Origin of the sequence: Spiroplasma kunkelii CR2-3x (assembly GCF_001274875.1) — a bacterium.
Taxonomy (GTDB): Bacteria; Bacillota_I; Bacilli_A; order Mycoplasmatales; family Mycoplasmataceae; genus Spiroplasma; species Spiroplasma kunkelii.
In genome coordinates this window covers 1,001,576-1,017,193 of sequence record NZ_CP010899.1, presented here as the reverse complement: position 1 = coordinate 1,017,193, position 15,618 = coordinate 1,001,576, and the positions used below count along the sequence as shown (strand labels likewise).

Here is a 15,618-nt window from a genome sequence, read left to right as displayed (position 1 = left end):
TTTTACAATACAAATAATTTGCTAAAACGCACACATTTATATAAATTATTTGTTTTTAATAAAATTAATAAAAAATATTATTTGTTCTACTGATAAACAAACTTAAATAACAAAAAAATTATAATTTAATTTACAAAATAAAAGTAAATTAAAAAAAGAGAAAATTATTTAATTATTTTTGATTGGATGAAGTTGTTTATCAATTTAAATATTAAATCATTATCTCTTTTAATGATTTAATAACTTACCTATATACTATAACTAAATTAAAGTCAAATATTTCTAAAATTACTATAAAATAAAAGTGTAGAGTACCCAATCAACAAGAACTCTACTTTTTTATTATATCAGTTTTAGTTATTTAAACACACTGAAAAATTAATATTTATTAAAATATTAATGACAAAAATTACTTTTAGATGTATAATTCTAAATGTAAATGTTTAATTTTAAAATTTTTATTGTATTAGTAAATTGTTGTTTAAACTAATAATTTTTTTATGACGTTTTTTATAATTTTCAAAGAATAATTTTTGTTCCTTTCAATGTTGATATTGTTTTTTATCATATGGAATATATTCTTCCATTTGTCAAAAATAGTCTTTATTTCAATCACTATCAATGCTAACACCCATTTTATAACCTTGTTTATCAACAAACATAAATTTATTTTTTGCACCTTTTAATGAAGCAATTAATTCCATTTTGCACATTTCAATAACACCAACTTTAACAACTGGGTCGGTGCAATTATCACTAAAACGATATGCTTTAATATTTAAATCTTTAAGATTTTTTGATTTTATTTTATCTTGTGTTTTAACAAAATACTTAGTTAAATATTTAATAATATATTTATTAGTACCTTTTCTAACTTTAATTTTTTTATTCATTCCATAAGGTCAACATTTTCTAACTACTTTATTAGGTATATATTCACTAAATATGATATGAAAATGAACTGCTCCGCGATTTTGATATTCATAAGCAACAAGATATTTTAAATCTTTATATGTATTCTTTTTATACTTAGAAAAATGATATTTTAACTTTTTAATAAATAAATTAAAATGATAATTTGCTTGTTTAATATCTTGCATATTTGCAGCATAAGTTAAAGTTAAAAAACTTAATTCTTTACAATCACTAAAATTATGAATTGCTTTACGAATACATGCTCCCTTTGGTCTTACACAACCATTAACTAGTTTCTTATCATTCTTACCAGTGTTTTTAATTCCAATAGGATTGCCACAATTATTGCGAATTGCTTACAAAGGTAATAAAACATTTTTAATACTATCAGTATAAAAAATTTTTTTAAATAATAATCTTGTTTAAAAGAACTCACATCTATTAAATTATCTTGAGCTAAATTACTATTCATCTTAACACCTAACTAATTAAAAAACCATTAGTTTACTCAAAAATTTTTTTCAAATCTCAAAAAGTTTTCAACATTTAAGAAACTTTTTATTAAAAAACCATTTTTTTAAAAAAATACAAAAACTAAATTACCATTATCAGATGTAGAATAAATAAATTCTCTAAAATTAGAAATATCAAATATAGTTCTTAAAACATTAGAATAAAAATAATCTAAAACTTGAAATAAATTATCCAATGAATAAAAATTTTGTTTAACATCATTAATAAAATAATTACTGTTAGATTTTTTAAGAATATCGATATTAAGCAATTCTTTATAATTAAAATTTAAAACTAAATAATTCATATCAAAATGTTTATAACTTTGATTGGCAATAATTGGCATAAATAAATATTGTATAATTTCTCAATTAAAAGTAAATTCATATTTTATATTGTTTTTATAAATAAAAATATTTAGCAATTTATTTGGGGTTTTATAATTAATAATTAATCTACCCAAAGAACCCTTAGAAATATCTTTTGGATTTCAACTTAATATATAATTTAAAGCAGAATTTTTAATTCTATTAAATCAATAATTATCATCATTTTTATCAGCACTTACATTTGGAATAAAAGAAGTTATAATTCCAAAACTAAAAGCATAATTACTATGGTCTAAACCTTGCATAAAATAATCTTGTCGCAACATTAAAGTAGACTGAAAATTATACTCATTTGCTTTTGCATAAGTTAAATCACTAAAATTATCATTATTTATTGTTTCTACTTTACAAACATTACTAATATAATTTATAATTGTAACACTACAAAAAAGAAATATTCAAGCAAATAATATTAAATAAATATTAAATAAAAATAATAAATATATCTAATAATCGTTTTCACATTGTTTTAACTACCTAAACAATAAAAATAATTCCCTAACTAATACCCATAATAATAATTCCAAACGCCATATATAACTGAAAAATAGAATGTGTAGCAATAATAAATAACTGTGCTACTAATTTATAAAAATCATTAGCAGACTACAAATAATGTTTAACAGTTGAAAAACCTAAATCTATTGCTACAACAATATTAGCAATAAAACCAAACTCAACAGTCAAACCAATAACAAAGAAAAATATTAATTTTAACATTATTTATCACTATCCTTATTGTTACTTTTAGAATTATTACTTATATTTTTAATTCCATTAGATATTTGTTTACTTGCTTGTAAAGAAGAACAAGAAACTGAACTTAAATCACGAGAACTATTAACTAATAATAAAATAACATTTATAACGCTACCAATTACTCAAATTACAAATAAAGGAATATTTGTACCCGGCAATTTTAACGCTCACATTTAATTCATAATCTTCATAAAAATATCAACTATGGCATTAATAGCACCATTTCATATATCATTAACAATAAATTAATCATTATCTAACTCCCCCAAATTTTTTAATAAATGTTCCATGTCCATCTCTCGTAATTCTTTAATTGTAATATCTTTTTTAACAAATACTAGGTCAATTTTGTTTAATATAACTTGGTACTTTATCATTTTTTAAATCACGCATAAACTTTAACCATTTCATAATTCCATTGTACCAGTTTTATCATTTTTAATAGGACTATTTTCTTTAATATCTATTAATTGTGTTAAATATCTGTGTTTGTTTTTCATACAGACATCTTCTTTCTTTTAAAAAACTATATAGTTTCTTAAAAGATTTCAGGCTTGAAACTTAAATATAAAAAATGATTAATTAAAAATAATAATACAAAATTAGTGTTTTTTATTTTAATAAGTTTATAAATAAGCATAAAAAAAATTTAATTATATCTAAATTTCGTATTAGGAAATTTTTTAAGATTTGAAATTTCAAACATAATAAAATGTTTAAGTTAAATTAATAATACAATAAAAATTAAAATTGTCAAATTTCAAACACAAAAATAAATATATTGTAAAATATACATCACCATCTTGTTTTTTTGTTTTAATTAATTTGTGGTAATTGTTCGCAAATGCAATTGCCACATTTTTTTATGAGTTTTTACTCATTTTTTTATTTTTAACACCTTAAATTAGTATTTTTATTAACAGTAAAATTATTATTTTTAACTGAATTTTTAAATATTTTTCTATCAGCAGAAACATATTTTTTATATTCTATAAACTTATCTAAACCATAATAACTATCACAACTAAAACCAATTTTATAACCATTTTTATCAACAAAAGAAAAATAATTTAAGTTATCTTTAACTGAATAAATTAAATCTTGTTCAGATAATTCAATAACACCAACTTTTACTTTGGGGTTCTTACAATTTTTACTAAATTGATACGCTTTAATGTTTAAATCATAATGATTTTGATTTTTATTATAATTTGCAGTTTTTATAATATATTTAGCAAGATATTTAACAACATCTTCATTTGTATCAGTACGAACTTTAATATTTTTATTAATACCATGTTTTCAGTATTGTTGTATAACACTATTAGGTATTTTTTGACTTAATTATATGAAAATGAACTACTCCCCGTTGTTGATATTAATTAATAAGTAGTTAAAGATTTTAAAATTCCTTTATGATGTTTTGATCTAATAGAATTATTATATTAATAGTTTATTTTTTGAAAAAATAATTTTAAATCACTCTTGCATTTTTTAATATCTATTTAATTTTTTCCATAAGTTAAAGTAAGAAAACTTAAATTTTTTGAATTTGAAAAATTATAATATGCTTTACGAATACAATTTCCTTGGGTGCGAATACAATTATTTCATAATCTTTTATCATTTTTCCCGTATTTTTAATCCCCGTTTTATTACGAGGGTTATTATTAATTAATTTTAACTGTAAGACAATATTTTTAACATAACTACCATAGAATACTTTTTTTAAATAATATTCTTTTTTAACATAATTTAAAGCATTCATAATTACATTATGATCTTTATTTATTAAATTATCTTAAATAAAAACATTATTCATTTTATAAACTCCTTACAAATAAAAAAAGCACTAAATTACATTTAAAAAGTTTTCGCAAATGAAACTATAAATAGTTAAATAGTTTAAAACTTTCAATATAATTCAGTGTTTTTATTTGGCAGTTACGATAGTTAATTAATTTAATTGATAGTTAATTTAATTTAATAAATAATTGTCAATAGTTTTTTAAAAAATAGTGTATAAATAACTTTAAAAAGATTGGAAATATAATATATGAAAGATTATACACATGTCAAATTTGATGAACGAATTTTATTTAAGGATTTATTACTTTCTAATGCTTGTAAAAAGAAAAATGGTACGCTTAATTTATCAGAAATAGCAAGACAAATGGGTCGTTCAATTAATATTGTTAAAAGAGAAATTAAAAGATTTAAAAACATCGAAAATTATACACCAGTTGAAGCACAAAAAGACTATAAAAAAGCGTAAAAAGAAATTATTTATCGTTATTTTTTAAAATTTGGTGTTAAATTTCCGGTTTCTGTTAAAACATTGTATAAATGAATTCGTTTAGGTTTTTATGGTTTTTTAAAACAGAATTTGCGACATCGTGGTAAAAAATATAAAACAAAAGGGAAATTTGATAATCGTGGAAAATTAATTAATTTTAAGTTAATTTGAAACATTGAAAATAAAGTTTCTAATGTTGGATGATTTGAAATGGATACTGTTGTTGGAAAAGACCATCAATCTAGTAATTTAATTTTAGTAGAACAATCAAGTAAAAAATACTTTGCAATAAAATTAGAAAATCATACTGCTAATGAAGTTTTTGAAAAGTTTAAAGATATTGTTATAAGTAATAATTTAATTGGGAAAATTAAAGGTATAATAACTGACAGAGGAAAAGAATTTAGTGAATGACGAGAAATGGAAATATTTGCTGAAACACAAGTATATTTTTGTGATGCTGGTTCACCACAACAAAAACCTTTAATTGAATATATGAATAGTGAATTAAGACACTGATTTCCTAAGGGAACTGATTTTAATAATGTTAGTCAACATAAATTATTTTTTAGTGTGCTTAAATATGATTAAATTAAGCTATATTTATAAAATATTTTATTTTTTTAAAAAAGAGTTGCATTTTTTAAAAATGATGTTATCATCAAATTAACAAGAAACAGAATTTGCTGCTTGTATTTACAGGATTCCATTTCCTTTTAATTTATAGAAAAAATGCTTTATTTTAATAAATTTTTAAGATATAATTAATAAGTTGTTAAACTTTAATTTATTCTGTTATATAAAATAATATTAATATGTAAATTCAACAGCTGTAATGTTAAAAAAAACAACTAAACTATTTATACTAAATTTTAAAGGAGACTAAATGAATTTTAATACATTAAATTTATACCCAGCATTACAGCGAATGATTGTTAAAATGGGTTATACTAACCTAACTGAAATCCAAGAAAAAGCTATTCCAGTTGCTCTTAATAATCAAGATATTATTGGTAAAAGTCATACGGGAACTGGTAAAACTGTAGCTTTTATTTTGCCAATTTTACAAAACTTAAATACGCACTTAAAACAACCACAAGCGATTATTTTATGCCCAACCCATGAATTAGCGAGCCAAATAATTGACCAGGTTCGAAAATTAGCAACTTATTTGGAAGGTGTAAATGCAACCTTAATTTGTGGTGGTTCACATATCCAACGTCAAATTTATGCTTTACGAAAAAGTAATATTATTGTGGGAACTCCGGGACGAATTGCTGATCATATTAATCGTAAAACATTACGATTAGATAAAATTAAAACAATTGTTTTAGATGAAGCTGATGAAATGTTAAAAATGGGATTTAAAAATGATCTTGATAAAGTATTTCAAAATGCTCCTAAACAATATCAAACATTATTATTTTCAGCAACAATGTCAAAACAAGTATTAGAAATTGCTAATAACTATCAAAATAATCCTGTTGAAATTGTTGTTACAAAAAATGTTATTGAACAAAATAATATTAAACAGCAATATGTAAATGCATTGTCTTATCATAAGGAAGATGTTTTAATAGCATTATATAAACATTTGCAACCAAAACGAAGTATTATTTTTTCAAATACAAAAGTTTTTACTAATAAAATTGCTGAAATGTTAACAAATAATGCTATTCCTTGTTGTGTCATTAATGGTGATAAAAGTCGTTATGAACGAGGGCAGGCAATGCGTTTATTTCGGGATGGTAAAGTACAAGTTATGGTTGCCACTGATGTTGCGGCACGAGGAATTGATATTGATAATATTGATTATGTTATTAATTACGATATTCCAATAGAACGAGAAAGTTATATTCATCGTATTGGAAGAACAGCACGTGCTGGTGCTACTGGTGTAGCAATATCAATTGTTTCAAAACGTAATGATTTAAGAGAAATTCAACATTTGGGTACATATCAAAAGAAAAAAATTGAGTTATTAGATATTACAACATATGATTTAAAACAAAAACCACAAGGAATAAAAAACATTAGTTCTAGTAATAAAAAAGCAAATTTTAATCAAAAAAATAATAGTTTTAAATATGAGTATTCATATTTAGATAATAAAAAGAACCAATATAATGCAAAAAAGAAATTTAATACCCAAGGTAATAAAAAATTAAAACAAAAAAAGCAAAAATTTGATAAATCTAATTTTAGTTTTAATCAAATTTAAGTTTGCTTATTTTTTAAAAAAATAAAAACAATAAATCAACTTTTTATAAGTTGTTTTTTATTTATTATTATTTTATATAAAGCAATAATTTGATTTTTAACTAGTATGATAAATTTAAAATCTATTGCTAATTTAAATTAAATGTTATAGGATAAAAATCGTATGTAATTTTAAAAAATAAGTATTATGGTTTAAAATAAATTGCCTTAATTGAATAAGAAAGAAAAATAGAATGGAAATTACTGCAGAAATTAAAATAGAATTAAAAAAGTTATAAATCAATTAAAAAAAGCATTAATAAATTTTTTAAAAAACTTGGTTTTAATAAAATTGAAACTAATAAAATATAAAGTAAGATTTCTAATGATGTAAATGAGTTAATAAATACATGCATAAATAGTAGATACTTTGAACAAATAGACTTACTTTATCAAACACCTAGTTTTTGACAAAATTCATAAAATAAAAAAAGTGTTAATGAATCAGTATAACCAACATTATCATGTTCACAAGAAACACCAATTTATGAGAATGTTCCTTTTGTTAATAAAGACCAAGGAAATAAATACAAAGAATTACTTGATGATGCTAATAATCTGTTATTACACGAAAAAGAAGACGCCGTAAATAAATTATTAGGGCAAGTTGAAGATACAGATGACATCGGAATAGAAAAATAAAATTATTTTATATTAAAATAATTTAAAAGACATTTTTATTGTAAAAATATTTGATTTAAAAAAGATAATATTTATTTTATTATCTTTTTTTATTTTGGACAAAGAGGATACCGTTCTGATTGTTAAGAGATTGAAAATAACATAAAATAATGTATAATTATTTCTGTTAGTTAAAAAATACTAATTTAAAAAGGGGATTACCTTATGAAGAAACAATATCTTTCAAAATTATCAGAACCAGAAATTCGTGCAATTTGAGATAATACTGCTCGTGGTGGTGGTCGCAATAATTTACTTTATTGTCTTGATATTGCAGGAGCTTTTATTAAAATGGGAGAATTAAATCAAGAAACAGAATTTGGATGAGTGATTGAACCATTAATGACACTAGAAAAAGGCGGTAAATTAGAAGTTAATAATTGTTTAGCAATGCATTGAAAAAATGCAAAAGCTCGACGAGAAACATTAAATGATTGAAAAGCAGTAGTCCAAGGTGTTACCAAAACAGACAATAAAAAAGAGTTTCAAAAATCAATTAATATTAAAAGTGATAAAATTATTAAAACAACAATTATGAAAGTTCATGAATTTCACTCAATTTGAGAAAAAAAATAATTTAATCTTGTTTTTTTATAAAAATGATATATTGTTAATTATTTGTAATTACACAATACCAAATGTGAAATTCTTGGTAAAGGAGATAAATAGGAATGAAAAAATTGTTCAGTGTCTTTGATGCAATTAGTTTCTTAGCTGCTCCGGTAACATACACAATTGGATGTAATCCAATTCCTGATTTACCTTATATTTCAAATAATCAAATTTCAGAAAATACTAAAAAAACTATTAATAGCCTTGTTTTGGATGAAAATAGTAAGGTTAACACATTATTTGATTATAATCTTGATACATGAGTAAAACCAACTTTTTTCCCAAAAGAAAATATTATGAATATTAATATTGAAAACAAAGATATTTTAAAACAAATGCAACTAACTATGTCGCAATTAAAAAAAATTCATAGTGAAGAAAATTTATTAAAAGATAGTTTAGAATATATGAGAAAAAGTTTACTGTCATCGCGAGATTTAATAAGTCAGCCGTGACCAACGGTTGTTGAGAAATATAATTGATATTTAGATAAAACAAGTAAAAATAAAACAGTAACTGATTTAGAAACTTTAGTATCTTATTATGATAATCCAATTTCAGAAAAATCAGATTTATATGACAAAAAACGTTGATTATATGTTGACAAACTGCGTAGTGAAAATGTAAAAGATTGATTTAAAGATTCTCATTCATGGACTTTAAATCCTACTAGCGAAAATTATAATGAAAACACAAAATTTGATCAAGGAATTTTTTATTATGTTTTACTTAACACTTACTTGCAAAAAGTGCAGACACATTATAATGTTCAATTAAAAAATATTTGAAAAGAATATAGCAACAAAAACGATAAAGAAAGCATTCAAAATATTATTAGTCATGATATTGCAGGAATCACTTTAACTTTTACGGTCTGAGATCCTGAAAAATGAACCAAATATTTTGTTGATGGCCATCCTGTTGTTAATAGTAACGAAAATATTTTTGAAAACTTACCAATTTTACCAATTGAACAAAAAATTGGAGTTAAATTAATTGTTGCAAATATCTATGGAACAGTTTCTAGTTATTTAATCGGAAGTTTTGTAATTTCTAATTTATTAGGAATTGAATAAATGAGGTTTACCATTCTTTCTAAAAAGAAATAAAATATGATAAAATATAATTGTCCGCAAGGACAGTTTTCTACGTTTATTATAACGTTAAGGTGTGTTTGGGGTTATTAACCGCTATATAAATCAGTAACTCTACACCCGAGCACTAAAAGCGGTTCAGAGTTATTTTTAAAATAAAGTAAAGACTAACAGTTGAATGTTAGTTTTTTAATTTGAAAAAAATAAATTATTGTAGAAATTACACACATTTTGTATTTTTGTTATTTTCTTGTAATTTTTAAAATGTCTGTGGTATACTACAAAAAAATAAATTATCCAATAAAATTTATAAAGAAATTAGTGAGGTTTTGATGGTGCAGAAAAAAGTTATTTTAATTGTTGGTCCAACAGGAAGTGGCAAAACTGATTTATCAATTAAGATGGCTCAGCGTTTTAATGGGGAATGTATTAATGCTGATGCTACTCAAATTTTTAATGGGTTAAATCTTGCAACAAATAAAATAATACCATCTGAACAAGTTGGTATTCCACACCATTTATTATCAACAATTGATTTAAAGGAGAATTATTCCATTAAGTTGTATCAAGAAGAAGGACGAAAAATATTAGCTCAATTATGAACTAAAAATAAGCTTCCAATTGTAGTTGGTGGTAGTGGGTTGTATATTAATGCACTATTAAAAAATTATCAATTTTCTGATCATGGTCGTAATTTATTAAAGACAAAAGAATATGAACATATTTCTAATTATGCTTTGTGAGAAAAATTAGCAGCAATTGATCCGCAAGAGAGTAATAAAGTTCATCCTAATAATCGAAGACGTGTTTGGCGAGCATTAGAATACTATTTCCAAACCGGAACATTAAAATCAGTTAATGATCATCACCATAATGAATGATATATTGAACCATATATTATTGGGTTATTACCAGATAAAACAGAACTGCATAAATATTTATCTGAACGGGTATTACGATTAACAGAGCGGGGTTTATTTGCTGAAGTTGAAGCAGCATATAAATATTGTAATTATGATTCAGAAAAACAAAGTATGAAAATTATTGGCTGTCCAGAGATTATTCGTTATTTAAAAGGCGAGCTTTCATATGATGCAACATTAGTAACAATGGTTCAAGCTAATAAAATTTATGCTAAAAAACAAATAACATGATTTAAAAATCAATTAACAAATGTTCATTGATATTTATTTTCTTATTCACAGTTTGATGATCTTTGTCAACAAATTATGGTTGAATTTAAAAATAGTAATTATTTAAAATAATAATTTATTTTTAATAACATTTTCTAAAAAAAATTTTAATTGTTTTTTTCTTTTTTTAAAGATTAAATAACTATTAAAATATTTAAATTTTGTTATAATGTGATATGTCAAAATATAAAAACGATTTAAGAATTAAAGAAAAAATTTAAAGTAGGTTTCTTTACTTATCAAGATAAATTTATATAACTTAATTAATAAATTTTTTAATATAAGGAGAATTAGTGCAAAAAAATATTTTAATATACTAAAAGTATTTTATAGTTTAATAAGTTATTGAAACAAAAAATAAAAAGGGTTACTTTTAATTCACAAAGTAATTACAATGGTGATTATTTTTAAGGGCACAAAATTAACATAACGAGAAAAGGATACGTAATGAAATTTATTGATGTTGCAACAATTAAATTATTTGCAGGAAAAGGCGGTGATGGTGCCGTTGCTTTTCATCGTGAATTATATGTACCAAAAGGTGGTCCTTCGGGTGGCGATGGTGGTAATGGTGGCAGCATTATTTTTGTTGGCGATGAAGGGATGAATACATTACTTGATTTAAAATATCAGAGAGAAATTAAAGCAGCCGATGGTCAAAATGGAAGCATTAAAAATATGCATGGTAAAAATGCTATTAATAAGTATATTAAAGTTCCGTTAGGTACATTAATTTATAATAATCAAACAAATGAAATTATTGATGATATTACTACTCATCAGCAAGAAGTTGTCTTAGCAAAAGGTGGCCAGGGTGGCCGTGGTAATGCTCGCTTTGCAAATTCTAAAAATAAAGCACCGACTATCTTTGAAGCTGGTGATTTAGGGGAGACATTAGAGATTCGTTGTGAATTAAAAGTTTTAGCTGATGTTGGTCTAGTTGGTTTACCGAATGCTGGTAAATCAACTTTATTAGCAAAAATTTCAAAAGCTAAACCACAAATAGCTGATTATCCATTTACTACCTTAACCCCGCAATTAGGAGTGGTTCAAGATCAAAAACATCATAGTTTTGTTGTTGCAGATTTACCGGGGTTAATTGCTGGCGCAGCAGCAGGTAAGGGACTAGGATATGATTTTTTACGCCATATTGAACGTTGTAAATTGATTGTCCATGTCTTAGATATGTCAGGGAATTATGGAACAGAAGATGTTTACCAAAATCATTTAAATGTTAAAACAGAATTAAAAAAATATAATTATAAATTAGAATTACGACCAGAAATTATTGTAGCAAATAAAATGGATCTTGAGATTGCAGCAAAAAATTTAATTAAATTTAAGACGCAAATTCCAACTGTAGAAATTATTGAAGTTAGTGGTTTAATGAATCAAAATTTATCATTTTTAATAAATCAAATTGGGGCAGCTTTGACAAAAATTAAGGATAATAAAGCATTATGGCAATTAGATGAAATAACATCAACGGAAGAAGATTATAAAGTATATAAGTATACCACACCAATTGAACAAGAGGTGGAAGTTGTTAATTTTGGCAATGGTGTTTGAAAAGTAGCGGGAGCAGCAGTTTATCAAGCTTATCATAAAACACCAATTACAACTTATGATAATCTATTATTATTTAATAAAAAATTACAAGATTTAAAAGTTTTTGAAATATTACGAGCAAAAGGAGCAAAAGCAGGAGATATTGTTCGCATTTTTGATTACGAATTAGAATGGTATGGATAATGATGAAAGAATTAAAACAATATTTGAGTTATTTAGTAAAATGAATTAAAGCAGAAGTAACAAAATCCAAATGCGAAGGGGTTATTGTTGGTTTATCTGGTGGAATTGATTCAGCTGTTGTTAGTTTATTAGCAAAACAAGCTTTTCCTAATCATCATTTAGCAGTTATCATTCCTTGTCATTCTGATTATTTTGATCAAGAATGTGCACAATTATTAATTAATAATCATCAATTAAATTATCATCTTGTTGATTTAACAGCAACATATAATAATTTAATTGCAACATTAGCTTTACCACCACATCAATTAGCATTTGCTAATATTAAACCACGGTTACGAATGACGACCCTATATGCTTTAGCACAAAGCCATAATTATATGGTTTTGGGTACAGATAATGCTGATGAATGACATGTTGGATATTTTACTAAATATGGTGATGGTGCTGCTGATTTAGTTCCTATTATTCACTTACTAAAATCTGAAGTTCAGCAAGCAGCACAACTATTAGGTGTGCCATCACAAATTATTTCACGTCCACCAACAGCGGCATTATGAACTAATCAAACTGACGAAAAAGAATTAGGATTTACCTATCAACAATTAGATTATTATTTACAAGGAAAATCGGTTCCAGCAGTTATTGCACAACGAATTAAGCAATTACATCAAAGTTCTGAGCATAAACGACGATTACCTAAAAAACCACCCAATATTTTTAGTTCGTTAATTTCTGTTAGTAAAAATTAAAATTGTTTTGCAATATCTTTTAGTAATTTCAAAGAAAGAACATTTTTTTGAAGTTAAGTTTTACAATTTGCAAAGTTATATATTCAATTATTACGTTATGTCTTTGAACAATTATAATATTTATTTTAAGTAAACTTATATTTAAATGAGAAATTAAAATTAACTAATGTAGATAATTTAGTTTTTTTAAATTTAAATATTACTACTAAACAGGTTTTATAAAAAATTATTTTTTCATTATTTATTATTAATTTGTTTTTATTACTTAATTTATTATTTACATATCATATTTTAGGAGTCAAAAACAGTTTATGATTTTAAAATGTGACTATTAATTATTATTTTGATAGCAAAATTAAGTAAACTAAAACAATTAATTTTAATTAGGATTTTTAATAAAATCAAGGAAACTAAATGTTTCCAACTTTATGATATAAAGTTAATATATTTTTGTTTAAAGTGGATTCTTTGCTTATTTTTGTTATATAATTAAAATAATAATATTGATATATCTGATGTGTAATTATAGTTTATACCAATTTAAATCGATTTAAAAGTAAAAATATAGTTTAAATAATGTAATTTTAACAATTAATGTTTTTTACCTTAATTGTTAATTTAATTATGTTAAATTGCAAAAATTCAATTAGCATATTATTATGTATTTATAAAATTTTATATTTAAATAAGCATGTTTCCGTATTTATTTGAAGAAACCTATTAAGTAATGTATTGTAAAGATGCAAGTAGGTAATTCTAACCTTGTTTATATGATATTATATCTTTTATTTTAAAATGCAATATTTTTTCAAAAAAAAAATTAAATATTAATATTTTGTAAAAATACCTCTTTAGAGGATAATAAACCTAAGCTCGGTTGAGGCTTTTCATTAATAATTTTTATAACTTTATTAATTTCTTTTTGAGTAACATTATTAAAATCAGTTTCTTTAGGTAAATATTTTCTAATATCTCTATTTATTCTTTCAACTTTAGGTTTTTGACGAGGTTTACCAGCATCACAAAAATATACTTGTGTTTCAGCAAATATTTCCATTTCTCGTCATTCACTAAATTCTTTTCCTCTGTCAGTTATTATACCTTTAATTTTCCCAATTAAAGCAAAATATTTTTTACTTGATTATTATACTAAAACCAAATTACTAGATTGATGGTATTTTCCAATAACAGTATCCATTTCAAATCATCCAACATTAGAAACTTTATTTTCAATGTTTCAAATTAACTTAAAATTAATTAATTGACCAAGATTATCTTTTTTTTCCTTTTGTTTTAAATTTTTTACCATGATATCGTAAATTTTGTTTTAAAAATCCATAAAAACCTAAACGAATTCATTTATACAATGTTTTAACAGAAACCGGAAATTTAACACCAAATTTTAAAAAATAACGATAAATAATTTCTTTTTACGCTTTTTTATAGTTTTTTTGTGCTTCAACTGGTGTATAATTTTCGATATTTTTAAATCTTTTAATTTCTCTTTTAACAATATTAATTGAACGACCCATTTATCTTGCTATTTCTGATAAATTAAGCGTACCATTTTTTTTACAAGCATTAGAAAGTAATAAATCCTTAAATAAAATTCGTTCATCAAATTTGACATGTGTATAATCTTTCATATATTATGTCTCCAATCTTTTTAAAGTTATTTATACACTATTTTTTAAAAAACTATTGACAATTATTTATTAAATTAAATTAACTATCAATTAAATTAATTAACTATCGTAACTGAACGTCACTACTAAAATAAATATTGCAAAATTAAAAATAATATATTAGAATAAAAATAACTTTCAAATATAAACACTGAATTATATTGAAAGTTTTAAACTATTTAACTATTTATAGTTTCATTTGCGAAAACTTTTTAAATGTAATTTAGTGCTTTTTTATTTGGAAAGAGTTTATAAAATGAATAATGTTTTTATTTAAGATAATTTAATAAATAAAGGTCATAATGTAATTATGAATGCTTTAAATTATGTTAAAAAAGAATATTATTTAAAAAAAGTATTCTATGGTAATTATGTTAAAAATATTGTCTTACAGTTAAAATTAATTAATAATAACCCCCGTAATAAAACGGGGATTAAAAATACGGGAAAAATGATAAAAAATTATGAAATAATCGTATTCGCACCCAAGGAAATTGTATTCGTAAAGCATATTATAATTTTTCAAATTCAAAAAATTTAAGTTTTCTTACTTTAACTTATGCAAAAAATCAAACAGATATTAAAAAATGCAAGCGTGATTTAAAATTATTTTTTCAAAAAATAAACTATTAATATAATAATTCTATTAGATCAAAACATCATAAAGGAATTTTAAAATCTTTAATTACTTATTAATATCAACAACGGGGAGTAGTTC

12 protein-coding genes and 2 pseudogenes are annotated in these 15,618 nt (G+C 23.0%); 7 read left to right on the top strand and 7 right to left on the bottom strand.

Features of this window, described 5'->3' with window-relative positions; genetic code table 4:
- Positions 1-458: 458 nt before the first annotated feature.
- From SKUN_RS05575 to SKUN_RS10795, 5 genes are all read right to left on the bottom strand, one after another.
- A complete protein-coding gene (locus SKUN_RS05575; RefSeq protein WP_456299948.1) occupies positions 459-1,118 on the bottom strand; it encodes a rolling circle replication-associated protein in 660 nt (219 codons plus the stop codon).
- A gap of 374 nt (positions 1,119-1,492) precedes the next feature.
- Entirely contained in the window at positions 1,493-2,083 is a 591-nt protein-coding gene (locus tag SKUN_RS05565; protein WP_053391188.1) for a hypothetical protein, read from the bottom strand.
- A gap of 453 nt (positions 2,084-2,536) precedes the next feature.
- A complete protein-coding gene (locus tag SKUN_RS05555) occupies positions 2,537-2,749 on the bottom strand; it encodes a hypothetical protein (protein WP_235510978.1) in 213 nt (70 codons plus the stop codon).
- Positions 2,750-2,821: 72 nt separating this feature from the next.
- Positions 2,822-2,953, bottom strand: coding sequence for a hypothetical protein (locus SKUN_RS11400; RefSeq protein WP_268794812.1), 132 nt, complete (start codon positions 2,951-2,953; stop codon positions 2,822-2,824).
- A 1,160-nt stretch (positions 2,954-4,113) separates the two neighbouring features.
- Positions 4,114-4,344 carry a hypothetical protein gene (locus SKUN_RS10795; protein WP_235510977.1) on the bottom strand — a complete coding sequence of 77 codons (231 nt, stop codon included), beginning with the start codon at positions 4,342-4,344 and terminating at the stop codon, positions 4,114-4,116.
- 288 nt (positions 4,345-4,632) lie between these two features.
- Between SKUN_RS10795 and SKUN_RS05540 the strand changes: the two are divergent.
- Positions 4,633-5,436 (top strand): annotated as a pseudogene (locus SKUN_RS05540) (IS30 family transposase); the annotation flags it as partial.
- A gap of 322 nt (positions 5,437-5,758) precedes the next feature.
- The gene (locus tag SKUN_RS05535) at positions 5,759-7,093 is read left to right on the top strand and encodes a DEAD/DEAH box helicase (protein ID WP_053391185.1); all 1,335 of its coding nucleotides are present in this window, start codon (positions 5,759-5,761) and stop codon (positions 7,091-7,093) included.
- Between the two features lie 523 nt (positions 7,094-7,616).
- Here SKUN_RS05535 and SKUN_RS09875 read toward each other — a convergent pair.
- Entirely contained in the window at positions 7,617-7,757 is a 141-nt protein-coding gene (locus SKUN_RS09875) for a hypothetical protein (protein ID WP_200902983.1), read from the bottom strand.
- Between the two features lie 220 nt (positions 7,758-7,977).
- Here SKUN_RS09875 and SKUN_RS05530 point away from each other — a divergent pair, with 220 nt between their 5' ends.
- The 5 genes from SKUN_RS05530 (at position 7,978) to nadE (ending at position 13,215) form a co-directional block, all read left to right on the top strand.
- Positions 7,978-8,388: a hypothetical protein gene (locus tag SKUN_RS05530; RefSeq protein WP_053391184.1), complete on the top strand. Its 411-nt coding sequence runs from the start codon at positions 7,978-7,980 to the stop codon at positions 8,386-8,388.
- A gap of 95 nt (positions 8,389-8,483) precedes the next feature.
- The gene (locus tag SKUN_RS05525; protein ID WP_053391183.1) at positions 8,484-9,500 is read left to right on the top strand and encodes a hypothetical protein; all 1,017 of its coding nucleotides are present in this window, start codon (positions 8,484-8,486) and stop codon (positions 9,498-9,500) included.
- 350 nt (positions 9,501-9,850) lie between these two features.
- Complete coding sequence (gene miaA / locus SKUN_RS05520) at positions 9,851-10,783, top strand: tRNA (adenosine(37)-N6)-dimethylallyltransferase MiaA (protein ID WP_053391182.1); 933 nt, start codon at positions 9,851-9,853, stop codon at positions 10,781-10,783.
- A 375-nt stretch (positions 10,784-11,158) separates the two neighbouring features.
- Positions 11,159-12,463, top strand: a complete 1,305-nt coding sequence (obgE, locus tag SKUN_RS05515; protein WP_053391181.1) for a GTPase ObgE — start codon at positions 11,159-11,161, stop codon at positions 12,461-12,463.
- Positions 12,463-13,215: an NAD(+) synthase gene (nadE, locus tag SKUN_RS05510; RefSeq protein WP_235510976.1), complete on the top strand. Its 753-nt coding sequence runs from the start codon at positions 12,463-12,465 to the stop codon at positions 13,213-13,215. The genes obgE and nadE overlap by 1 nt, the downstream gene beginning before the upstream one ends.
- Before the next feature lie 820 nt (positions 13,216-14,035).
- Here the strand turns inward: nadE and SKUN_RS05505 are convergent.
- Positions 14,036-14,861 (bottom strand): annotated as a pseudogene (locus tag SKUN_RS05505) (IS30 family transposase).
- Positions 14,862-15,618 lie beyond the last annotated feature (757 nt).